The 20,905-nt window shown below is 59.3% G+C and carries 22 protein-coding genes; 16 read left to right on the top strand and 6 right to left on the bottom strand.

All coding sequences use genetic code 11. The features are described from left to right. The first annotated feature begins 35 nt into the window (after nt 1-35). Complete coding sequence (locus QMG28_RS10220; RefSeq protein ID WP_281842195.1) at nt 36-1,007, top strand: polysaccharide deacetylase family protein; 972 nt, start codon at nt 36-38, stop codon at nt 1,005-1,007. Here the strand turns inward: QMG28_RS10220 and QMG28_RS10215 are convergent. The 4 genes from QMG28_RS10215 to QMG28_RS10200 form a co-directional block, all read right to left on the bottom strand. Continuing rightward, on the bottom strand, nt 1,004-1,825 hold the full coding sequence (locus QMG28_RS10215) for a glycosyltransferase family 25 protein (protein WP_281842193.1): 822 nt from the start codon (nt 1,823-1,825) through the stop codon (nt 1,004-1,006). The two genes, QMG28_RS10220 and QMG28_RS10215, sit on opposite strands and share 4 nt — an antisense overlap. Nucleotides 1,826-1,984: 159 nt before the next feature. Further along, nucleotides 1,985-3,058 (bottom strand): hypothetical protein, encoded by a 1,074-nt coding sequence (locus QMG28_RS10210; RefSeq protein ID WP_281842192.1) that lies wholly within the window; start codon nt 3,056-3,058, stop codon nt 1,985-1,987. 37 nt (nt 3,059-3,095) lie between these two features. Beyond that, nucleotides 3,096-5,621, bottom strand: coding sequence for an O-antigen ligase family protein (locus QMG28_RS10205; RefSeq protein ID WP_281842190.1), 2,526 nt, complete (start codon nt 5,619-5,621; stop codon nt 3,096-3,098). A 5-nt stretch (nt 5,622-5,626) separates the two neighbouring features. After that, nucleotides 5,627-6,406, bottom strand: coding sequence for a sugar transferase (locus QMG28_RS10200; protein WP_281842189.1), 780 nt, complete (start codon nt 6,404-6,406; stop codon nt 5,627-5,629). Between the two features lie 778 nt (nt 6,407-7,184). On the opposite strand from QMG28_RS10200, the gene QMG28_RS10195 reads away from it, so the two are divergent. The 5 genes from QMG28_RS10195 to QMG28_RS10175 all read left to right on the top strand — a co-directional run bounded on the left by QMG28_RS10195 (nt 7,185) and on the right by QMG28_RS10175 (nt 11,570). Beyond that, nucleotides 7,185-7,907, top strand: a complete 723-nt coding sequence (locus tag QMG28_RS10195; RefSeq protein ID WP_281842188.1) for a hypothetical protein — start codon at nt 7,185-7,187, stop codon at nt 7,905-7,907. 218 nt (nt 7,908-8,125) lie between these two features. Beyond that, nucleotides 8,126-8,548, top strand: coding sequence for a hypothetical protein (locus QMG28_RS10190; RefSeq protein WP_281842187.1), 423 nt, complete (start codon nt 8,126-8,128; stop codon nt 8,546-8,548). Continuing rightward, on the top strand, nt 8,545-8,955 hold the full coding sequence (locus tag QMG28_RS10185) for a relaxase/mobilization nuclease domain-containing protein (RefSeq protein WP_281842186.1): 411 nt from the start codon (nt 8,545-8,547) through the stop codon (nt 8,953-8,955). Before QMG28_RS10190 ends, QMG28_RS10185 begins: the two co-directional genes overlap by 4 nt. A gap of 30 nt (nt 8,956-8,985) precedes the next feature. Continuing rightward, nucleotides 8,986-9,867, top strand: a complete 882-nt coding sequence (locus tag QMG28_RS10180; protein WP_281842185.1) for a hypothetical protein — start codon at nt 8,986-8,988, stop codon at nt 9,865-9,867. A gap of 149 nt (nt 9,868-10,016) precedes the next feature. Beyond that, nucleotides 10,017-11,570 (top strand): Fic family protein, encoded by a 1,554-nt coding sequence (locus QMG28_RS10175; protein WP_281842183.1) that lies wholly within the window; start codon nt 10,017-10,019, stop codon nt 11,568-11,570. 33 nt (nt 11,571-11,603) lie between these two features. Here the strand turns inward: QMG28_RS10175 and QMG28_RS10170 are convergent, their stop codons facing one another. Then, complete coding sequence (locus QMG28_RS10170) at nt 11,604-11,837, bottom strand: hypothetical protein (protein ID WP_281842182.1); 234 nt, start codon at nt 11,835-11,837, stop codon at nt 11,604-11,606. Between the two features lie 455 nt (nt 11,838-12,292). Then, nucleotides 12,293-12,577, bottom strand: coding sequence for a hypothetical protein (locus QMG28_RS10165; protein WP_281842317.1), 285 nt, complete (start codon nt 12,575-12,577; stop codon nt 12,293-12,295). Between the two features lie 3 nt (nt 12,578-12,580). Here QMG28_RS10165 and QMG28_RS10160 point away from each other — a divergent pair, with 3 nt between their 5' ends. From QMG28_RS10160 to thcA, 10 genes are all read left to right on the top strand, one after another. Continuing rightward, the gene (locus QMG28_RS10160; protein ID WP_353545361.1) at nt 12,581-12,844 is read left to right on the top strand and encodes a hypothetical protein; all 264 of its coding nucleotides are present in this window, start codon (nt 12,581-12,583) and stop codon (nt 12,842-12,844) included. Between the two features lie 220 nt (nt 12,845-13,064). Next, nucleotides 13,065-14,147 (top strand): AAA family ATPase, encoded by a 1,083-nt coding sequence (locus QMG28_RS10155; RefSeq protein ID WP_281842181.1) that lies wholly within the window; start codon nt 13,065-13,067, stop codon nt 14,145-14,147. Between the two features lie 31 nt (nt 14,148-14,178). Then, on the top strand, nt 14,179-16,518 hold the full coding sequence (locus QMG28_RS10150) for a S8 family peptidase (RefSeq protein ID WP_281842180.1): 2,340 nt from the start codon (nt 14,179-14,181) through the stop codon (nt 16,516-16,518). A gap of 291 nt (nt 16,519-16,809) precedes the next feature. Then, nucleotides 16,810-17,088 (top strand): hypothetical protein, encoded by a 279-nt coding sequence (locus QMG28_RS10145; protein WP_281842179.1) that lies wholly within the window; start codon nt 16,810-16,812, stop codon nt 17,086-17,088. Between the two features lie 23 nt (nt 17,089-17,111). Beyond that, nucleotides 17,112-17,303 carry a YjzC family protein gene (locus QMG28_RS10140; RefSeq protein WP_281842178.1) on the top strand — a complete coding sequence of 64 codons (192 nt, stop codon included), beginning with the start codon at nt 17,112-17,114 and terminating at the stop codon, nt 17,301-17,303. Between the two features lie 3 nt (nt 17,304-17,306). Then, complete coding sequence (locus QMG28_RS10135; protein ID WP_281842176.1) at nt 17,307-17,741, top strand: hypothetical protein; 435 nt, start codon at nt 17,307-17,309, stop codon at nt 17,739-17,741. Then, a complete protein-coding gene (locus QMG28_RS10130) occupies nt 17,742-18,380 on the top strand; it encodes a TIR domain-containing protein (RefSeq protein ID WP_281842174.1) in 639 nt (212 codons plus the stop codon). It abuts the gene before it with no gap. Between the two features lie 2 nt (nt 18,381-18,382). Then, nucleotides 18,383-18,898, top strand: a complete 516-nt coding sequence (locus QMG28_RS10125; protein WP_281842172.1) for a toll/interleukin-1 receptor domain-containing protein — start codon at nt 18,383-18,385, stop codon at nt 18,896-18,898. 184 nt (nt 18,899-19,082) lie between these two features. Beyond that, on the top strand, nt 19,083-20,240 hold the full coding sequence (thcB4, locus tag QMG28_RS10120) for a Thoeris type III anti-phage system protein ThcB4 (protein ID WP_281842170.1): 1,158 nt from the start codon (nt 19,083-19,085) through the stop codon (nt 20,238-20,240). Continuing rightward, nucleotides 20,237-20,860: a Thoeris type III anti-phage system protein ThcA gene (thcA, locus tag QMG28_RS10115; RefSeq protein ID WP_281842168.1), complete on the top strand. Its 624-nt coding sequence runs from the start codon at nt 20,237-20,239 to the stop codon at nt 20,858-20,860. Before thcB4 ends, thcA begins: the two co-directional genes overlap by 4 nt. Nucleotides 20,861-20,905: the final 45 nt, after the last annotated feature.

The raw sequence follows: 20,905 nt of genomic DNA, 5'->3' as shown, positions 1-20,905 counted from the left end.
CGGTCAATTGTCATTCGTTTCCGGGGGCGGCAGCCATGAAGTCGGGCGGTGTGCTCAACATTCTTACCTATCACGCGGTGACGCCGGGCGCGCCGCCGCTCGATGACTGGTGCTTCCTGCCCGCGCGCAGTTTTGCCGCGCAGATGGCGTTTTTGCACCGGTTCGGCTTTGACGTGGTGCCGCTCGCCGAAGGCGTCGAGGCGCTGCAGGCGGGGCGGCTCAAACGGCGCAGCGTGGCGATCACGTTCGACGACGGCTATCGCAACAACCTGACCACCGCCTTGCCGATCCTTGAGAAATACGGCTATCCGGCCACGGTGTTCGTCGTCTCCGGTTTTACCGGCAGCGACAAGACGCTCTGGCCCAATCGCGTGGTCGCTGCGCTGGAGGCGACGGCGAAACCGGCGATCGAGCTGGAGGGGCAGCACTTTCCGCTCGGCTCACGTGATGAGAAGGTGCGCGCGTCGCGCGATCTGCAACGTCTGATCAAGGTGGCCTTTGCCGCCGATCCCAATGCCGGCGCGGCGGCGGTGGAACGGGCCTGCGGCACGGCTGTCGATCCGGGCTTCGGTCCCGATCATGACTTTGCGATGATGGATACGGCGATGATGCGCGAAACGGCGGCACGGGGGCTGATCGAGTTCGGCGCCCATACCGTGACCCACCCGATCCTGTCGAAGCTCAGTGACGCCGATCTGGACGCCGAGATCACCGGCTCGGTCGCCAGCGTCGCCGAGGCGGCGGGCCGGCCCTGCCGCACCTTTGCCTATCCCAATGGTTCCTATGACGATTTTGACGACAGGGCGGTGACGCTCCTGCGCGCGAGCGGCGTGTCGGCTTCCGTCACCACCTTTCAGGATCGCGCCCGCCCGGACGACGACCCGTTTTACCTGCCGCGCTGGGATATCGGCAGCGATATCACGCTCGCCCGTTTCGGCGCGACGGTGAGCGGGGTCTACCCGTTCCGCCTGTCGCGCGCCGAAAAGCCGAGATTGCCTGCTTATTAGAACGAGATCGAGCTGCCGATGAAGTGGCAGGTCGATCCGTTGAGCGCGCCTTCCGGATAGAGGATGTAGCTCTTCAGGTCGAAGTTCACGCCCTGCTGGCGGAATTCGTGTGGCGTGTCGCCGTGCCAGGGCATTGCCCGGCCCACCAGCCCGTCGGCGGCGTGGACCACCGGAAACGCCCCTTTCGCCAGCTTCTCGGCCCCCTTGCGCGAGACGAGATAGGCGACGGTGGAGGCAAGGTAGGACTCGTCGGAATAGATCCGGTCGGCGATCCGCCCGCGCGGCGGCTTCTGGTCCAGCTGGGCGTGCAGAAAGACCACGTCAAAATCGTCGGGGATGGCCGACCAGTCGACAGCGTCGAGGTTGCGCGGCTGGAACAGCACATCGTCCTCCAGGATGACGGCCTCGTCCAGCCCTTCCTCGACGATGGTCTTGTAGATATTCGCGTGGCTCAGCGAGAGGCCGATCTCGGCGGGCGAGAGCGGCCGGCCGTGGTAGCGCCGGGCGGCGGCATCGTCGTAGATGCCATCTGCGATGAGCTGGTCGATGTCGAGCTTGACCCCGACGATCCCCTTGAAGATGCGGAAATCCTCAAGCCCCATCGTGCGCGCCTGTCGCTCGGCAAGCTTGCGGCGCTGGACATCTTTTTCGAGGTTGATGCAGAAATAGGGCACTTTGCGCAATCGTTCGTTGCGCAGCCGTGTCACGGGCCAGTAGTTCAGTGCACCGAGGATACGGTTGCGCACCAGGTCGGGGCGGCGCACAGCGGCCCGCGCCGCCGACACGAGCTTCCGGATCGGGCCACGTCTTTGTTCCAAATTTGAAATCCTTGTTCAGGCAAGAGCTTCTGACAATACTTTCACAACAACTCACCAAACGAACCCGGGCGTTGGAGCGCCCACCGGTTTGGCGTCACTACATCATGTTCCGCCAAACCGGGCAAACAACTTGCCTTTGGGTCATGTGGCCGGTCTACGTCAATATTCATTGCTGGGCACGATGGCGTAAATCCGGTCCCGGGTGACCAGGCCATCCAGCAGATCGCGCGGCAGCACGTAGTCGCCACCGCCCCGGCGCGACAGGCCGAGCGCGGCCCAGTCGCTTCCGGCCGAGATATTGGCTTCGAACTGGAAATGCGACGAGCCGGCGGAATCGGTGATGAACCAGCCGTAATCCCGCAGCGCCACGGCGATGATCCGGGCCGCGCGCTGGGTTTCCGGGGAAGCACCATGCAGCCCGTTCACCCAGGCCTCGATCTCGGCATCTGTCACGTCGATGGCGTAGCGCAGGCCCTCGGGAATGCCGGGCCGGCCGGTGCGATGCTCGATCTTCAGCGCCGGCGGCACGCTATACTCGCCACTCGTGCCCTTGGCCGGCATCGACAAGGCATGTTCGATCCGCCCCGCCGCAATCTCTTCGGGCCGCACAAGCATGGCGAGATACTGGATGCCGATCCCACGCGACGGCGCGAAGCCGAGGCTGCGGGTGCGGTAATCGCCCGGTACGAGGTTGCCATTGGTGGCGATTACGGTGTTGCCCTGCGTTGTCACCTGGAACAGGTTCCACTCCCGCCCGTTGGACTCGTCGATCACGATCACCTGGGCATCGCTGCCCGGGGCGGGGCGCCAGGCCGGATTCCACGGGATTTTGTTGCCGTCGAGGTTCGAGGGCCAGCGGGTCTGGACGGTGTAGACGGATGTTGCCTCGGAGACCGAATAGACAGGGTAGGTGTATTCCTCGAAGCTGAGGTTGAAATTGCCGGGCCGGGGCACGGTGCTGCGCCAGAGCAGCTCGACGAACTCGTCGCTTTGCGGATGGCGGCGCAGCCCGCCGACGGGAATGTTCCACGGAGCACGCGAGCCGTAGGGCCGCCGATAGTTGCTGGCGCGCTCGTCAAGGCCAGCGTGTGGGCTGACCATGCTCACGGGCGTTGACGCAGCCGCGCTTTCCGTACCCGCAACCTCGCCGCCATCGTCCGTCTCCGCATCGTCCTGCGGCGAACAGGCGACGAGCGCGCCGAATAGGAGGATCAATGCGTATACCGAATTCATGGCACCTTTCCCGGTCACCGGTTCGTTGCACCTCTTGCTACGAGGTGGTTTCGCGTTCGCGCTGGGCGCGGGTCGCGCGCGACCAGTCCACCCAGATTGCGATGAAGGCGGCAAGCACCAGGCCCATCAGGCCGGAGATGATCCCGTAGGCAATCGGCGGCAGGCCGATCGGGGCCGGATCGGCCTCCGGTGCTTCGAGCACCTTGATCGCGGGGCCCCGGGCCTCTTCCACGCGGTTGGCGAGTTCTTCTTCCGACAACAGGCCCGAGAGCATCTCGTAGCGGCCCTCGGCAAGCTGGATCTCGGTGAGCAGCGCTTCCTGCTGGATCGTCAGCCGCGTCACTTCCGACAGGGTGTCGATGCCTTCATCGGCTGCCGGCGCCGCGGCCCCGAGAGCGGCGGCGTTCATCACCCCGATCTGCCGTTCGACGCGGGCGAGATCGCCGCGCAGGGTGGCAAGATCGGAACGGGTCTCGTCCGTCACATCGCGCAACACCTCTTCGGGCCGGGTCTCGAACAGCTTGGCGCGGCGGTCGAGGTAGCTGTTGAACAGCGCCGAGATCGCGCGCACGGCAGTATCGGGGCTGGTATCTTCGAAGCTGACACGCACAAGCTGCGTGCCCTCCACCCGCCGCAGCGAAAGCGCCTTGATGAAGGCGGGCATCCGCTCGGTCAGCAGATCGCCATCTTCCATGTAACCACTGCGCAGGATCGCTCCTTTCACGACATCACGGCTGCCGAGAATCTCCATCTCGGTCTGGATCGCCCCGTCGACAAGTGTGCGGATCGGTTCGCCCTGGTACTCGGTACGGGCGACGTTCTGCGGGAAGTATTCCCGTTCGAACCGAAACAGCAGCGACCCGTCGGCGGCATAGCGCTGCTCGCTGTTCATTGGTGCGATCGCACCCATGCCGCCTGTCAGCACAGCGGCGCCGAGGATAACGAACAGGTAGCGCCGAAACGTGGCGACAATGTCAAATGGCGAAGAGCTCGAACGAGTATTAGCGGCAGGTCTGGAGGTCACGATTTGCGTCCCGTTTTTCAGTTTCTGTTTTTCAGCACGTGGCGCTTGAAATTGGACGTCATCTTTTTTCAATGCGGTGGCCTGCGCCGCACGGTCCTGCGGCCGCAATGTCATGGGCGATAGTGCGGCCTGCGGGGCCGTGACCGCAAGAGCAATAAGCACCCAGAACGAGGATGAAAACGCTTCATGCAAAAAGAATGACGTGGCGAGATAGGCGGTGATCGAAAGAATGAGCGCATTTGAAAGCGACGCTTCCATTCGATGACCGCCGGCTAACATGATCCGGGCGCCGGCACCGGCGGACCAGATCGCGAGCGAGATGAGCGAGACGAAGAAGAAAAAGCCGACGAGGCCGCGCTCGGAGAGAATTTCGAGGTAGAGGCTGTGCGCCTCGCGCGCCTGGCCGCGCGACATCAGGCTGTTGACGCGGGCAACGTCCTGGTAGAGCCCGTCGTAATTGTTGTAGCCGATGCCAAGGAGCGGGTGTTCGAAGAACAGCCGCACTGCCACTTCCATTTCGGCGAGCCGCCCGGCAATGGCCTTGTCGGCCACGAACCCATTGCCCGAAATGACCGACGATACGTCTTTGTAGACGCCGGAGAAGCGGTTGACGACGACATCCGGCACGAAGTTGATGGCGACCGAACCCACCAGCAGCATTGCGATGCCCGCGAGCAGGAGGCGCTTGCGCTGGCTGCGGAACGCGACGACCAGAACCACGAGCAACGCCACGATGGCGCCGCGTGAAACAGTGAGAAGCATTGCCCCCAGGATGAACCCTGCCGCCGCAAAGAAGATGGCCCGCCACAGGAAGCTCCGGCTGGCGACGATGGCAGTCAGGGCGACCGGCAGGCCGAGCAGCAGGAGCTGTGCATAATAGTTGGGGTCGTTCACCGGGCCGACATAGCGCCAGGAATCGATCTGGTCGGCAATCTCGGCATGGGTCACCTGGGCGAAGCCGAGGAAATCCTGGTCCTGGATGCCGAGCACCGACTGGACGACGGTGAGAAATCCGAGAAAGGTCGCGCCCGCGATCAGCCCAAGGATCGCCCAGCGAAACCGTTTGACATCGGGAATGATCGCGCTGAGCGCGACCACCAGCAGCACCCGCTTCAGGGCGAGAATGGCCTCGTCATAGGCGCTGCCGGGATCATATGCGTAGAACGCCGTCATCGCCAGGGAGACGACGTAGATCGTCATCCCGAAGGCGATGTAGGGCAGCATGGCGGGCAAGCGTCGCCTCTTGCGAAAGTCGAGCAGGGCGATGGCGATTGCCAGCAGCAGCAGCGTTTCGGTGAGGTTGTTAAACGCGAAGGTTTCCGCGACGACCATCGACGCGTTCGTGAAGGTCAGGAACACGATCAGCGCGACCGACAGATGCGGAAGCGCAGTCAGGGCGACTGCGCTTCCGATCGCGAGAATGGCGAGGAGCGTTGGTATAGCCAGTCCGAGGGCGCTCGCGATACCGGCTGCCAGCGTGGCGGATGCGGTGACCGCGATCAGCCGCCACTCGTGGCTCCCTTCGGATTGTGTCTGCACGCCACTCAGTTTCCTTTTGGCTTCAACACAGCCGCAAGAACGGTCTGCACGAGCATGTATAGATCAAGCGTCGTGCAACGGTACTTCACATAAGCGATATCGAGTTCGCATTTGCGCTCGAACACTTCGCTGCGCCGCCAGATATGGCCCGGGCCGGCGATGCCCGGCATCACGTCGAGGCGCGACAGATGCGCTTCGTTATAGGCGCTGGGCGGCACCGAGCTGGCGCGCGGACCGATGAGCGACATCTCGCCCTTGGCCACGTTGAGCAGCTGCGGCAGCTCGTCGAGGCTCGTGCGCCGCAGGATCTTGCCGATCCGGGTGACGCGCGGGTCGTTGGTGATGAGAAACTCTGGCCACTCCACCTCGTTGAGATGGGCGAGTTCCTTGATCATCTCCTCGGAATTGGTGACCATCGTGCGGAACTTCAGCATCCACAGCGGCTTGCCGTTGCGGCCGTAGCGAAGCTGCCGGTAAAACACCGGCCCGCCGTCTTCGAGTTTGATCAGAAGCGCGACGACAGCAAGGACCGGCACGAGAAACGGCGCCGCCAATGCCAGGAAAAAGATATCCATCGCCCGCTTCGTGAACTCGTAGCGAGTGACGGCGCTTGTCGCCTTCTGGCTGTTCCAGTGAAATGTCTTTTCGAAACGTTTCTTTACCCAACCGGGAAAATGATCGGCAGCAACCAACTCCGAACGCCGCACGGTGGGAACACCGATTTTCGCGAGCTGCTCGATAGCCGTCGTATCTACCCCTACGGTTATTCTGTTTTCCGCACCCATAATGACCCCCCAAAAAATTGGCCGTCCTTGCCGTTGCCCACAACACAAACCGGACTACAGCGCCGACGTGCGGTTCTGAATGTTACACATGACTCGATTGTCGCCCCGAAAAAACAACGGGCGTGAGAGCCGCTTCCGGCTCAAAAAATATACTAAGTTGTTACGCTGGATTCCGCTCGACGAAATTGATCAATTGCCGCTTGCGGCTTTCGGTATTCCCCAATTTTACCGAACCCCTTGCCGACCCCGACGAACGAAACTCAAATACTACCCCAATACTGCACTATGCTCGATAGAATGCCTGGGCTGATGCCTCTTAATGTCTTTGTCCCACGTTAACATGAGGCTACGGGTGTTGGAAGCGAGGTCATGAAATGTGACGGAACTGTGTTCTCAATGCGGCCAATCTTTGCATATTGCATATCATTATCTCGACATTTCACAATTTTCGGATTGTTTGGCGCCGGGGGCGATAAACCTGAGGTTGCAAATGCGGCCATTTGGCCACGCTCCAAAACGGGCAAAGTGGCCGCCCAACCCGAATCGGGAGCGGGTTCTCACGGAAGAAATTGGGCAGAAATGAGGCGAGATGGTTCCGATTCTCGGGCATCTTTCTGGCCCGAATTCGGCAGGCGGGTGGTTCGTCCGCTGCCGCGCCTGCGCAAAAGTGACCCGTTGCCACCCTGCAACAGGCGGAATTGCTCTTTTTTACAAGGGCGTGCGCCTGGTCTGCCGCTCATGTAGAAATCGTCCAATTGCTTTTTGAAGGGAAATTGGGATGAAACAGAAAGTCCTGAGCACCGGCGGTTTGGTCATTGGGTTGTTGATTGCCAGTCCGGCCAGTGCGTTCGAGTTTTCCGGCACTGATGTGAGCTTGCAGTACTTCAATTGGTGGACCTCCGCCCTCAATCCGCAGAAGGCCATTGGTAGCGCGAACTTCGGTTTCGAGCTTGGCAGCAACCTTTACGGCCAGTTTGGCGCCACCTCGGCGGCGGTGCTCGGTACCGGCGGCGGCCTCGACTTCGGCTCTATGGAACTCCACCTGGGCATTCATGCCACGGACAACATCGACTTCGGCGTCTTTGCCGGGGTCGATCACTACCTGTTCGGTGGTGCGCCGTTTGATTACCATGTGGGTGCCGAGGTCGGGTTCAGCCTCGGGGCTTTCGAGGCGGAGATCTATGGCGGCCGCTATTTCGAGGCGAACGACCCGGCGGTGGAGATCTTCGCGGGTGGTGCGGTGAGCTATGCGGTCAGCGATGCGTTCGAACTCAGCGCCGGGCTGTTTTATAATGCCGAACCCTACACGGTTTGGGAAGAATACTATCTCGACTTCGCGGCGCGGTATAATGTCAACGAGAACTGGTTTGTCGAAGGAATATACTCCTGGCAGCCGCAATTCGCCGAACATGGCGTTGGTGTCCGGATCGGCTTTGAAACCGATGGTGGCACCCGCTTCACCAACCACGATTTTACCTCGCTGGCCAACAGCTTCTACTGAGCCGCGCAGGATAGAATGAAAAACGGCCGGGCCAAAAGCCCGGCCGTTCGCGTTTCGGCTTCCGCGTCCATCCAATACGGGGGGCCGTAACGCCACTGTCACGATGTCGGGTGGGATGGTGCTGCTGGAGGGAGATAGTTTAAACTCCCTCATAGACACTCTCCAAGAGTGGCAAGACCATCTCGCTCGTTTGGACTCTCAGAGTCTGAGGTGCGAAGATGACACATTCGCGCCATGAATTCAATAGGATAGCAAAGCCGGAGTCGGAGAAGACGGCGTACCCGCCGCCCTTCTCGATCCGCTTCACATTTGAAGAACGGGCATGGATGGACGCCGAGCGCGGCGATAAATCCCTGTCCGCATTTATCCGCGAGCGTCTGTTCGGAAAGAATGCTGCGCCGCGAAAACGGCGTGGTAATAGCCCTGTTCAGGACAAGGAAGCCCTTGGCCGCATGGCTGGCGCGCTCGGTCAGTCACGCTTGTCTCAGAACATGAACCAGCTCGCTAAGGCGGTGAACACTGGCTCGCTGCCTGTCACGCCCGAAACCGAAGCCGAAATCAAAGAAGCCTGCCGAGAAATCTCGGAAATGCGGACTGCCCTTTTGGTCGCTCTCGGCAAAGCGCCAGGGAGCGAGCCATGATCCTGAAGGCCAAAGAGCGCGGTAATGCCCCGCAGCTCGCCCGCTATCTACTGGCGATGCGGGACAACGATCATGTCGAACTGCATGAAGTGCGCGGTTTCATCAGCGATGATCTGGTCGAGGCGTTCGGCGAAGCGGATGCCATCGCACGGGGAACGCGCTGTGAAAAGCATCTGTTCTCGATGAGCTTCAACCCGCCCGAAAGCGCGAATGCGTCCATCGCGGACTTTGAAAAGGCCATCGAGCAAGTCGAAGCCAAGCTCGGACTGGAAGGCCAGCCCCGCGCTATCGTCTTCCATGAGAAAGATGGACGGCGACATGCTCACGCCGTCTGGTCACGGATCGACAGTGGACGGATGCGTGCGCTCAATCTGAACCACTACAAAATCAAGCTGCGTGACGTGTAGCGCCAGCTCTACATTGACCACGGCTGGACAATGCCGCGCGGCCTGGAGGATCAGCGCTTGCGCGATCCCCTGACCTTCTCGCGGGAAGAGTGGCAACAAGCACAAAGGGCTGACCTCGACACGAAGGAGCTGAAGGGCGTCTTCAAGACCGTATGGGAAACGTCAGACAACCGAGCGGCCTTAGAGCAAGCGCTCAGGGAACGGGGCTATTGGCTGGCGAAGGGTGATCGGCGCGGCTTTGTCGCGGTCGATTATCGCGGCGAAGTCTATGCCGTCGCTCGCTACAGCGGGGTGAAGGCAAAGGAGGTAGAAGCCAAACTAGGAGACCCGAAAGCCCTGCGCTCAGTGGATGAGGTCAAAGCCGAGATCGCAAACGGCATGTCCGCCAAGCTGCAAGAATTCATCAAGGATGTAGAGCGTGACGCGCAGCGGCGCTCTGCGCAGATCGACTTCCGCAAGGCGGAGATTGTCGGGCGGCATCAGGAAGAGCGCCGCCAGCTTGCAGAAGCCCACGAGAAACGCTGGCAAGCGGAAACCCGCAAGCGAGCGGAACGTCTGCCAAAAGGTTTCTCGGGAATCTGGCATCGCCTGACGGGCAAGTATGCCAAGGTTCGAGCGCAGAATGAACATGAGGCGCTGAAAGCCTTGCACCGCGACCGCACCGAGACGGACGCGCTGATCTTCAAGCAGATCGAAGAGCGGCAAGCCATTCAGCGCGACATCCGTGCGCAGAGGGATGCAGCTCAAGAAGAGCTGCTGCGGCTGCGCGAGGATGTCGCGCACTACATGCGTAGTGATCGGTTCGACCCTGACATCACGCCTACGCGCACCCGTGAGAGAACCCGCGAAGACAAAGATCGCAAACGCGAACACGCCCCACGCACTCGGCGTAGACGAGGGTTTGAGCCGTAACATGCCAACGAAGATAGCACTTCGACACAATCACCTATGAAGCGCGCAGCACAAAAACCTAACATTAGATAGACACAAAAACCTAAATGTGATACACCTTAATAACCTAATGGATACACAACGCAAAAACCTAAGGGAAGATCGAGCAGATGGCGTCACCACAGGAAAAATTGGCCGAAGCACTAGAGGCACTCAAAGCGCTACAGGACGGCGGCACTGTTGCCATACGCTCTGCTGATCTGTCACGCCTCCACCGTGAACGCCTTTTGAAGAACGGCTTTCTGCAAGAGGTTATGAAGGGCTGGTATATACCCGCGCGACCTGACGAGACCGCTGGAGAAAGCACGGCCTGGTATGCCGCGTTCTGGCCGTTCTGTCAGGCTTACCTTCAGACGCGCTTCGATAAAGACTGGTGTCTGTCCCCTGAGCAGTCCCTTTCGCTACACGCGGGCAATCAGACTGTGCCTCGCCAGCTTGGCGTACGCGCCCCGAAAGGCGGCAACAAACCTACGGCCTTACCCTTCGGGACGTCACTCTTCGACATACGTGCCAGTCTTCCCGCCAAACAGAATATTGTCGAAAAGGATGGCTTGCGGCTGTACTCTCTGCCCGCTGCGCTGGTCGAGGTCTCGCCTGCGTTCTTCCAGCATCATGCGGTCGATGCCCGCGCTGCGCTGGCCAGCATTCAGGATGCATCAGAGTTTTTGGGGCTTCTTCTGGAGGGAGGACACACCACCATTGCGGGGAGACTCGCGGGGGCGTTCCGCAACATTGGAAGAGACCGCATTGCTGACGATACCCTCGGTGCAATGCGAGCTGCTGGTTACGACGTGCGGGAACAAGACCCTTTCGACTCAAAGTCGCCACTTCGGTTGCCGCGCCGCGAGGTCTCTCCCTATGCGGGGCGTATCCGTCTCATGTGGAGCGACATGAGAGAACAGATCATAGAGCGGTTTCCTGAAGCTCCAGGCAAGCCGAACGACATCGAAGCCTACCTGAAACGGGTCAGCGATGCCTATGTCACGGATGCCTATCATTCTCTTTCTATAGAAGGTTATCGCGTGTCACCTGCACTGATCGAACGGGTCAGGAGCGGTGAATGGAATCCCGAAACAGACGAGCAAGACCGTCAGCAAAGGGATGCACTCGCAGCGCGAGGGTATTGGCTTGCTTATCAAGAAGTCCTGAACAGCCTCGGCGCAGTCCTCAAAGGGCAGAACCCTGGAACGGTGGCGGATGACGATCACGGTGCATGGTATCGCGCTCTATTTGCACCAAGCGTGACGGCAGGCATTCTGCGCCCCGCTGATCTGGCGGGCTACCGTAATGGTTCAGTGTTCATTCGGCGCTCGATGCACGTGCCGCCGTCGCCAGAAGCTGTGCGGGATGCGATGCCTCTCTTCTTCGAGTTACTAACCGAAGAAACCGACCCTGCCGTTCGGGTCGTACTCGGGCATTTCATCTTTGTTTATATCCACCCCTATACAGATGGAAACGGACGGATGGGACGCTTCCTAATGAATTTGATGCTCGGCGCGGGCGGTTATCCATGGACGGTAGTTCCCGTGGAAAGACGCGCCGCTTACATGGCAGCCCTCGAAGAGGCGAGCGTTCGGCACGACATCGCTCCGTTCGCCGACATCCTCGGTGAGCTTGTCAAGGCGGCGATGGATGGCAAACAGCAAGCAACGCTCCCAACATAACAATGAGAAAAGACGCCAACCGCGAAGGGCGCTCTAGGAGCGCCCTTCCTCGTTTTCGGGTGGGGTATCTTCCAGCGGCGCCCGAAGGACGATCCGCCCGTTGATCGGACAGGTTTCAAGCTGGAGCGTGTAGCCGTGTCCGTCCTTGTGCGCCCAGGCTGCGCCCACTTTGTTCCAGAAGGATTTTTCACCCTTCTGTGTGACGTGCCAAGCCAGAAAGTCAGGTGCGTTTAGAGCTGGGGTGGTTTTCGTTTTTTCGCGTGCCATGATCTTATCTCCTTTGTTTGGGGTGGCTTGCTAACACCCTCCCGTCAGGCCGAAGGCAAAGGCTTGGGATTCATGGTCAACACGGCTGGCGCAGCCAGGTGGGGCGGGCAGGCCATTGAAGACCGAAGCCGTGTTCGGCCAAGGAAATCGCAAGGCGATTGTTGGGTGTCCTCCAAGCAAGCCCGCCCGATCAACAGAGTGAGAGCTACGCGGTCAGAAAAACGGCGACTGCTCCTCAGCCAGCCGCATCCGTCATGCCCTGCTTGGTGTCTTGCGCATCTTCTGGCGATAATCCGCATCTGGAAACGCTGGCGCTGCCCTTGGCGCGCTCGGGACGGTGCGAAGCCTATGCCCGCTGCTTTCCGATCAACCCGCAATCAATCCTGTGGTGCTTTGGGTGATAGCAACCACAAACCGAGACGTTTCGTTTCACAGTCACCTGTGACGTTCGAGCGTCAGTGCCGAACCATCAGCGCCTTCACTGGCCGATGATGATGTGTGTGCGAGCCGAAAGGCTCTGAATGGTTCGGAGCCTCCTTGAAGCCAAAGGAGGATGACATGAAACTTGTCTCTCGATTTGAAGCAGCAACGCTAGTGGCATTCACCCGGATGGACGCTTCTTCCAGTTGGTCTCCGACGAAGGCGTCCTCAAGGTCTCGGCGGCGGACCTTGCCGCGGCCGTTCGAAACGTGGGCGTCGTGGTCCTTTTCATCTGTAGCGGCGGCCGTGCGGATAAACATCCGATGGCCAACACCACCCTGGGCCTCGCCAAGCAGGTCCTCGACCGTGGCTGCAGTGCCGTGATCGCCTCGCCATGGCCGCTCGACTCCCAGGTGCCGCCTCACTGGCTCGAGGCTTTCCTCGCCCGGTGGGAGGACGGCGACCGTTTGATGGACGCGGTCTTTGCTGCAAACCAAGTGGTCGACAAACGCTTTGCACTAGATCCCGCGCGCGGATTAGCGATGTTGACCTACGGCGACGGGTTGATGACCCGGCCCAAATGTTGAATCTCGGCCAATATACCAGACCTCTTTCGCCACCGGAAAGCGGCCATCACAATCAAACCATGTACAGTGACGGTAGCTAACGTCACGCCTTTGCCACAGCTTTCTTCTTAAGTTCTGCGCTTGCTGGGGGGCGATTTTTCTGGCTCGCTGGGCGATTTATGTATAAAATCACGACGTAACATACGTCGATAAAAAACCTCGAAGAAAGAGCAGCTTAGCCGTGGCATCCGCCCAGCAAATCATCGGTCTCGTCAAGAGCCACGCGGAGGGAGACGCCGATCGTTTTTACGATCTGGCGATGCAACTCTCTGCGGCCGAAGAGCAGAAGGGGCATACCCGGCTGGCTGAACAGTTGCGGCAATGGGCCGAAGCGGGGCAGAAGCCGCCCGCGAAGCGAGCCCCTGCGATCACTCCTATCGCAACACCACGCGGTGATCTGGCGGAGTTCCTTGCCGCGTCCTATCCGTCTGAGCGCCTTGTCGATGTCATCTTGCCAGACAGGATCGAGAGCGAACTCGCGCATCTCGTTGTCGAGACACGAATGCGCGAAAAGCTCGAGGCAAAAGGGTTGAAGCCACGGCGGCGCGTTCTCCTCTCCGGTCCTCCTGGAACCGGTAAGACCCTAAGTGCTTCAGCGCTTGCCGGTGAGCTGCAGTACCCCCTCTTTTCGGTCATGCTCCACGGGCTGATCACGAAGTTCATGGGTGAAACAGCGCAGAAGCTGAAGATGATCTTCGATGCCGTCAAGACGACGCGCGGTATCTATCTCTTCGACGAAATCGACGCTTTGGCTGCGGCCCGGGGCGGTGAGAACGACGTCGGCGAGGCCCGGCGGGTTCTGAACTCGTTCCTGCAGTTCCTGGATGAAGATACCGGGCCTTCGATCGTCATTGCCACTACAAACCTGCCGGGAATTCTTGACCGCGCGGTGCTGCGCCGCTTCGATCTCGTTTTGCCATACGTCATGCCCGATGGCCCGGCCATTCGGCAGGCGCTCGAACGTCGCCTGATCGGATTCTCGCTTTCTCGGATGGGATGGAAGCGGGTGACGGATGCGGCCTCAGGCCTCTCGACGGCCGATGTTTTGGCGGCGGCGGAAGATGCCGCTCGACGCGCCGTGCTAAATGATACCGACAAGATTGCGACACAGGATTTGCTTGATGCCCTCGAACGCCGACGGTCGCTCCAAGAATTAGGGACCGATGACAATGGCACGAGACCTTCCGCACTTCCACCTTCGCAATCTCGGACAACCTCGCCCGTTCCAAGCAAAGGGCGGGGGCGGGTCCAAAAGACCAAGTGATGTCCCCAATCGCGCGGCGCACGCCCAAGCATTGCTTCAGGCCATCGACGCGCTGCCGGATATTCCAGCAGCCGAACTTCCCGGCGTCTATCTGGAAGTCCGCTCCCGAGTAGACGAACGTCTAAAAAAGGACAGCTTGGACGCCAGCGGCTTGATGCTTCTGCGCATCGAAGATGCTCCAGTTCCCGGCGGCGCCGAAGAGCGCGCGACGGTTTTTGCGACAGCCAAGGGTATCGAAAAGCTGCGCAAGAAGGTCGAGCAGTTTCGGACTGAAGACACGCCTGATCGCGAGAAAGATGGTGAAATCGTCCCGGGTCGTCCGAAGAACGCGGACCTGGTACAAAGCGTTGCTGCCATCACAGAAGCGGGATTGCGTGCCCTCTGGCGCAGCCCTTCAGGCAAATTTCCAGCAGCGGATGTTGCAACCGTCTGGGAGGTTTGGCTCGAGCCTCGAATGACCGAAGCTTTCGTCGCGGCCGCACCAAACTATGGCGTTATCGCGGGAGCAGATCGGCTGGAGTTTCCCGAAGATATCGTTGTGATCGTACAGGCCGATCGCAATCAGCTCGCCCAAGCCGTCCGCCGACTGGGCGGCGTGCGCGCCCTTGCCGCTCCGACCATCACAGCGGATTTCTTCGACGGTTTGCCGGTGGACGAACAGGCGCAGTGGGTCGACGAACTCGCGGGCCGTACGACCTACACTGATAATCCAGATTCTGGCTACGTTACGCTTTTGGATACCGGTGTCAGTCGCGCGCATCCTCTCATTCAGCCGGCGCTCAGCGTGGATGACCGACATGCCGCCAACCCGGCCTGGGGACTGGAGGATGTGAAGGGCCATGGCACGGAGATGGGAGGACTGGCGCTCTTCGGAGATCTGACGCCGAAACTGCACCAGGCGAATCCAGTTTCGGTCGTGAACCGTCTGGAATCCGTGAAGCTGCTTCCTGATGCAGGGATGAACCCGCATCATCTCCTCGGCGCGATGACCAGGCAGGCGATCAATACAGTAGAACTGGTTGGCCACCGACGCCGTACATTTACCATGACGACGACGACAGGTGAGGATACCCCGCATGACGGCGCCCCCACCTCCTGGTCAACGGAAGTCGATCAGCTTGCCGCCGGTGTATCAGGTAACATCAAACATCAGCGCCTGATACTTGTCTCGGCAGGGAATACCGACAACTTCACCTTTGGTGCCGGAAACTACCTCGACCGATGCGATCACGAGGACAACGAAATCGAGTCGCCGGCCCAGGCGTGGAATGTTGTGTCTGTCGGAGCCTTTACAGAGAAGACCGTACTACCAAATGGAGAGCCGGCCCAAGCGCTTGCACCATTCGGCGACTTGTCGCCAGCTTCGAGAACTGCATCGTGGTCGTCCCATTGGCCGAACAAGCCTGACGTCGTCCTTGAGGGTGGAAACTGGGCGCTAAGTGCCATGCCTCCGCCAATGCGGCACGGATGGTTATCACTCCTTTCGACGCACCACAATTATCCGGTCCGATCCTTCACATTCACCTTCGACACCAGCGCGGCGACAGCGCTTGCAGCGAAGGACGTAACGGAACTCTGGTCGGACTATCCGACGCTTTGGCCCGAGACAGTCCGTGGTCTCTATGTGTCTTCAGCGCGGTGGACGCAGCAGATGCGTGCACATCTGCCTGCCCAGCCGAACAAGGGTCACTACACGCCCCTTTTTCAGCGCTATGGATATGGTGTGCCGGACATGGCCCGTGCCCGCCGCAGCGCGTCGAACGCGCTGACCCTTATCGTGGAAGACACGATTACGCCCTACGGAATTTCTGAAAAGACCGGCGGTGATGTCCACAACGAAATGAAGCTGTTCGCACTTCCTTGGCCCGTCGAGGCTTTGCGCGCGCTCGGCAATGCCGATGTGACCTTGCGGGTGGCACTCAGCAGCTTTATCGCTCCGAACCCGTCCGAAGCCTCTCGCGGCGTTCGGTACCGCTACGCGTCCCACAACTTACGTTTCCAACTCAATCGCGCTGGCGAGAACGAAGCCCAATTCTTGGCTCGGATCAGCAAGGCGGCCGAACAACCCGATGGTCCTGCAAACGACGAGGATGATCTTTGGGACTACGGTAGCAATCGGCGCCATGTCGGCTCCCTGCACATAGATCAGCTGACGTGTAAAGCTTCAGATCTGGCGCGGCGCAACTTGCTGGCTGTTCACCCCGTCACCGGATGGTGGAAGTCGAAAAAGCTTCTCGCTGAAGGTTTGCCCTCGGTCCGCTATGCGTTGATCGTCGAGATCGACGCCGGCGAACTGGAGGCGGAACTCTATGCCGAGGTTCAAACTGCGGTTGAGGCTCTTATCGTGGCTAAAGCGGTTATCCAAGTTTGATATCCGTCAGAAGGTGTACATTCCCGACTATGGCGGTGAGCATTTTGCTCTCTTCTCTGGCCGTTCGCTCAAAGGCGATTAGGCTCTGGGACTCCCCGGGCCGACATCCTTCTCTCCATAGTGTAGCAACAAAGATAGCAAAGGCGCGGTTCTCAAGGTGCCCAACTCGGCAGACGTTCGAAGAACCTGAAGTGGGAATATTTCGTATCGTACGTGCTTTCCCTTGCGTCATTTCGGTCCCGTTACTATATACGGAGTCTGACCTCGAGTCCGCACACAAGGGGATGTATGATGACCCAAGGATTGAAGGCTCCACCGAGCGGCATTCGTCTTGACGAAAAAGACGCTGCGATCGTCAAAGGCATGCTCGTCAGGGGCGATCGCCAGCACGACATCGCTGCTTGGTTCGGTGTCAACGGCGGCCGTATAGGAGAGATTTCAACCAGCGCGAAGTTCGCAGAGGTGAAACCGGCCGACCTGGTCGATCTTCCGCCGCAGGGGCCGTACTTGTCAGGCCGGCAGTCCGCAGAGCTCCTGGCAAAGCTCGGCTTCAGCTACGCGGCTGAATAGATTTTCGCAGAAAGATTCAAAACATGGGTAAGACCTACAAACCCGGCGAGAAGGCCCCTCGCAGTGGCCAGTACGAAATTACTGGCCCGCGAGGCGGAAAAACCGGCATCGAAAGAACGGTTGTGAAGGGTGAACCATTGCCTCCGCCGCTGAAGCCTGGGCAGCAGTACACGCTTACTGATCCGACTAAGCATGCCGGAAAGCTCGGAAAATAGTCGATGAGCTCTAACGGAGATCACTGTGAAAGCATTCGCATCGCACACCTTACGATGCTGCAGGGGGTGATTTCGCGCATGGGATCGAATTCGTTCACGCTGAAGGCGCTTTCTGCGACGTTTGGGAGTGCGGCGGTGGCAGTAATGGCAACAGTGGACAAGCCGTCGCTTTACTACGCGGTCGCAGCGATCGTTCCCATGATCATCTTTTGGCTCATGGACGCGCAATATCTCCGATACGAGCGCGCCTATAGAAGGCTCTACGATCATGTACGAAAGGGAGAGGAAATAGAGGCATACAGTCTCGAAGCCACACCATTCATGCAGGACACTGCCTCTGTCCTTCGCCTCGCTTGTTCATGGTCCGTCAGTTGGTTCTACCTGGCAATTCTCCTCTCTCTCGGCGCTGTTGCATTGCTGATTTTCAATGGGGTTTAGATGGCAAGTTTGTTTGACACTTACAGCACGCAGGTTGCCAAGCGCCGCGTCTTTTTCTCGTTCCACTATCAGAACGACATCTGGCGAGTGAACCAGGTGCGCCAGTCGTGGCGCTACAACCATGAAAACACGCGCGAGACGGAAGGTTTCTTCGATGGAAGCATTTGGGAGAGTTCGAAACGGACTGGACCAGACTCTCTGAAGGCGCTGATCCGCGAGGGTATCAAGAACACGTCGGTGACCTGCGTTCTGGCTGGGGCGCAGACTTTTCAGCGCCGTTGGGTTCGGTATGAGATCGCCCGCTCTGTCGTTAAGGGGAATGGCCTTTTAACGGTCAAAGTTCATCTGATGGGTGATCGTGAAGGCTACATATCCGCAGAAGGCCCGAACCCTCTCGACTACATGGGGCTTTATTGCGCAGGCGACCGGATCTTGTTTGCCGAGCACGATGGCAGAAAGTGGGTCCAGTATAGCGATTACACTCAGGCATTAGAGCTTCCTGCAACTTGGGCAAAGCCGCACGATACAAATGTAATCAGACTTTCGCGCTATGCCGGCTGTTATTGCTACAAGACGCAAATCGGATCAGCGAACTTTTCATCTTGGGTACATCAAGCCGCTGCAGACGTTGGGAGGTAGCTTTGATCAATCAGTCATCAATCCGCGCATATGCCGGAAGGGCCGAAATTCGGAAGTCTGAGCAGATTGTGAACGAGGCACTTGTTGCTGGAAAGCAAACGGCCTTCCTTTCTCACAGCCATAGAGATGCTGAACTCGCAAAAGGGCTCCAAGGATACCTGCAAGCACAGGGCTGGATGGTCTATATCGACTGGGAAGACACATCGATGCCGCCCAAACCGAACCGCGAGACCGCCCAGAAAATCAAAGGTAGGATCAAGCGCCTGGACTGGTTCATATTTCTTGCAACCGCAAACTCCGCAAATAGTCGCTGGTGTCCTTGGGAGATTGGTTTTGCAGACGGTGTGAAGAACATAGACAAGATAGTGATCGTACCAACTCGCGACAGCGCGGGTAACAACCACGGCAGCGAGTACCTCGATTTGTATAGGCATGTAGATACGGCCCAAGGAGGCGGAGTCGGAGTCTTTCGACCAACCGACAAGCGAGGCGTTCTCCTCGAGGACGTGACGCCTTAACATTTGCTGCGCTCGGACTGCAGGGATATCATTCCTTTACGGAATTGGGGTCTCGGTGGATTCCTATAGTGCGCGCGGCCCACCTTTTTCCGACCTCACGGCCGGCCAGAGACCTTTGCTGCGACCAGTGCTTGGTTCATGATGCCACGGTGCCTATGCTGACATAAGGAGGATCGGTAGGAAAATGACCGCGCCCGCGTACACGCTTGTAATTGAGGGGGAGACATCACGCTTCGACGACGTACTGCGCCGCGCCGTATCAGAAGCGTTAGACCCTTTTGGTTTAAGGCTCGGCGATGAAGTCGCCTTGGAATTTGCGCCGAAGCCAGCGGCGGTCGTACCCGGCGATGCGAAAGTAATTCTTTTCTTCGGTGGCCCCACTGCGCAGGCGCTTGCCAGCTCAATCGTTTCGCCTACCGACTTGCTGATTCCGGTCGTCTCCGATCTATCCGTCTGCAGTTCCGAGTTGCCACCCGAAGTGTCTTCCTTCAACGCGCTTCCGTATTCCGCCGGGTCTGAAAAACAGGCCGAGGTGCTTGCCGCCGCGGTCCTGGAGACCCTGGGCCTGATGCCTACCAAGAGGCGCATTTTTCTGAGCTATCGCCGCGCGGAGGCGCGCGAGGCGGCGCTACAACTTCACGACTCACTGCGCGCTCGCCAGTTCAACGTCTTTCTCGATACGCATGAGATCCGTTTTGGAAGCCGATTCCAAGACGCCCTATGGCACCAGCTCAGTGACTGCGACGTACTGTTGATGCTCGACACCGAGGGCTACTTCGCTAGCCGCTGGACGGAAGAGGAGTTCGGTCGGGCGGGGAATATGCGTCTTGGAATCCTTCGCGTCGGCTTCCCTGGGGTGGCCCCAGCACCAGCGACGACGCTCACGACGACGGTTGTACTCACCGAGGCGGATCTCTGCACAAACGGGCGCCTAAGCGACCACGCCATCGATCGAATCGGCGACTCGTTGGAACGCTTCCGGGCACGGAGTGTGGCGGCGCGGCTCGACAACATGCTTGGAACACTTCGCCTCGCAGTCGAGAAACGCGGCGGAACGGCTGGCAACCCTGGGCCTCTCAAACGGGTCTCGATCAGTCTCCCTCGACTAGCGGGCCGTGGGAACGCCGAACTGATCGTCTATCCTGCCGTTGGCGTTCCCACGTCAGACATCGTAGAGCGCATCGCCAAGCATGCGAATTCCGACTGTGCCCTACTCTACGACGGTCAGAGCCTCCTTCAAACCTGGATCGATCATCTGGAATGGTTTGCGGGCGGCATCGAACGGTTCCGCTGGATTCGCGCTGACGATCCGGGCCCGATGCTCGAGGCGCTCGAAAGATGATCAAAAAGGGCGCGGTGTTCCTCTCTGCCAGCGTGCCGCAGCCGGGCCGGCGTGGCTTCGATAGCTTCGATCCCGTGCTCGTGGGCTCGGCCGTTCATGCCTTTGTCGAAGTTGTGCTCGGTCGACGACTACTTGTCTGGGGCGGACAGCCCGCAATCACGCCGATCATTTGGGATGCTGCCCGGCGGCTCGGTGTTCCCTACGAGCGTAGTGTGCTGCTCTACCAGAGCTCGTTCTTCCGCGACCGTTATCCCAAGGCGAACCTAAGGTTCGACAACTGGGTGGAGGTTGAAGCGGTGGACGGTGACATGCATGCAAGCCTCGCGCAGATGCGCAAACGGATGTTCAACGACCGCCGCTATGAAGCTGCAGTGTTCATTGGTGGTATGGAAGGCGTATTGGATGAGTTTGATGCTCTGCGCGACGGTGCGCCTGACGCCCGACTAATCCCGTTGCCTTCCCCAGGAGGTGTGTCGCGCGAACTCTTTGATCGTGTCGACAATCTGCCAAGTGAGATGCGAACGCGGACTGACTTTACGTACTGGCTGTATCGACTCCTCGAAATCGATCCGTCGGAGCCACGCATGCTACCGAGCAAAGAAGACGGCCGCTCTCAATAAGGGGTGCGCCTTTCGCAACCCCCCACTCCGCTGCCGTCTATTGCC

It is taken from the genome of Sinisalibacter aestuarii (assembly GCF_027923545.1).
Lineage (GTDB): Bacteria > Pseudomonadota > Alphaproteobacteria > Rhodobacterales > Rhodobacteraceae > Sinisalibacter > Sinisalibacter aestuarii.
The sequence above is the reverse complement of the archived record's forward strand: the minus strand, read 5'-3'. Positions and strand labels throughout refer to the sequence as shown.

Bases quoted from the DNA above. Each gene is read 5' to 3' on its own strand.
- QMG28_RS10220 (WP_281842195.1), top strand. From the start codon at position 36: ATGAAGTCGGGCGGTGTGCTCAACATTCTTACCTATCACGCGGTGACG.
- QMG28_RS10210 (WP_281842192.1), bottom strand. From the start codon at position 3,058: ATGAATTCGGTATACGCATTGATCCTCCTATTCGGCGCGCTCGTCGCC.
- QMG28_RS10200 (WP_281842189.1), bottom strand. From the start codon at position 6,406: ATGGGTGCGGAAAACAGAATAACCGTAGGGGTAGATACGACGGCTATC.
- QMG28_RS10195 (WP_281842188.1), top strand. From the start codon at position 7,185: ATGAAACAGAAAGTCCTGAGCACCGGCGGTTTGGTCATTGGGTTGTTG.
- QMG28_RS10190 (WP_281842187.1), top strand. From the start codon at position 8,126: ATGACACATTCGCGCCATGAATTCAATAGGATAGCAAAGCCGGAGTCG.
- QMG28_RS10185 (WP_281842186.1), top strand. From the start codon at position 8,545: ATGATCCTGAAGGCCAAAGAGCGCGGTAATGCCCCGCAGCTCGCCCGC.
- QMG28_RS10180 (WP_281842185.1), top strand. From the start codon at position 8,986: ATGCCGCGCGGCCTGGAGGATCAGCGCTTGCGCGATCCCCTGACCTTC.
- QMG28_RS10175 (WP_281842183.1), top strand. From the start codon at position 10,017: ATGGCGTCACCACAGGAAAAATTGGCCGAAGCACTAGAGGCACTCAAA.
- QMG28_RS10170 (WP_281842182.1), bottom strand. From the start codon at position 11,837: ATGGCACGCGAAAAAACGAAAACCACCCCAGCTCTAAACGCACCTGAC.
- QMG28_RS10165 (WP_281842317.1), bottom strand. From the start codon at position 12,577: ATGTTTATCCGCACGGCCGCCGCTACAGATGAAAAGGACCACGACGCC.
- QMG28_RS10160 (WP_353545361.1), top strand. From the start codon at position 12,581: ATGGCCAACACCACCCTGGGCCTCGCCAAGCAGGTCCTCGACCGTGGC.
- QMG28_RS10145 (WP_281842179.1), top strand. From the start codon at position 16,810: ATGACCCAAGGATTGAAGGCTCCACCGAGCGGCATTCGTCTTGACGAA.
- QMG28_RS10140 (WP_281842178.1), top strand. From the start codon at position 17,112: ATGGGTAAGACCTACAAACCCGGCGAGAAGGCCCCTCGCAGTGGCCAG.
- QMG28_RS10135 (WP_281842176.1), top strand. From the start codon at position 17,307: ATGAGCTCTAACGGAGATCACTGTGAAAGCATTCGCATCGCACACCTT.
- QMG28_RS10130 (WP_281842174.1), top strand. From the start codon at position 17,742: ATGGCAAGTTTGTTTGACACTTACAGCACGCAGGTTGCCAAGCGCCGC.
- thcB4 (WP_281842170.1), top strand. From the start codon at position 19,083: ATGACCGCGCCCGCGTACACGCTTGTAATTGAGGGGGAGACATCACGC.
- thcA (WP_281842168.1), top strand. From the start codon at position 20,237: ATGATCAAAAAGGGCGCGGTGTTCCTCTCTGCCAGCGTGCCGCAGCCG.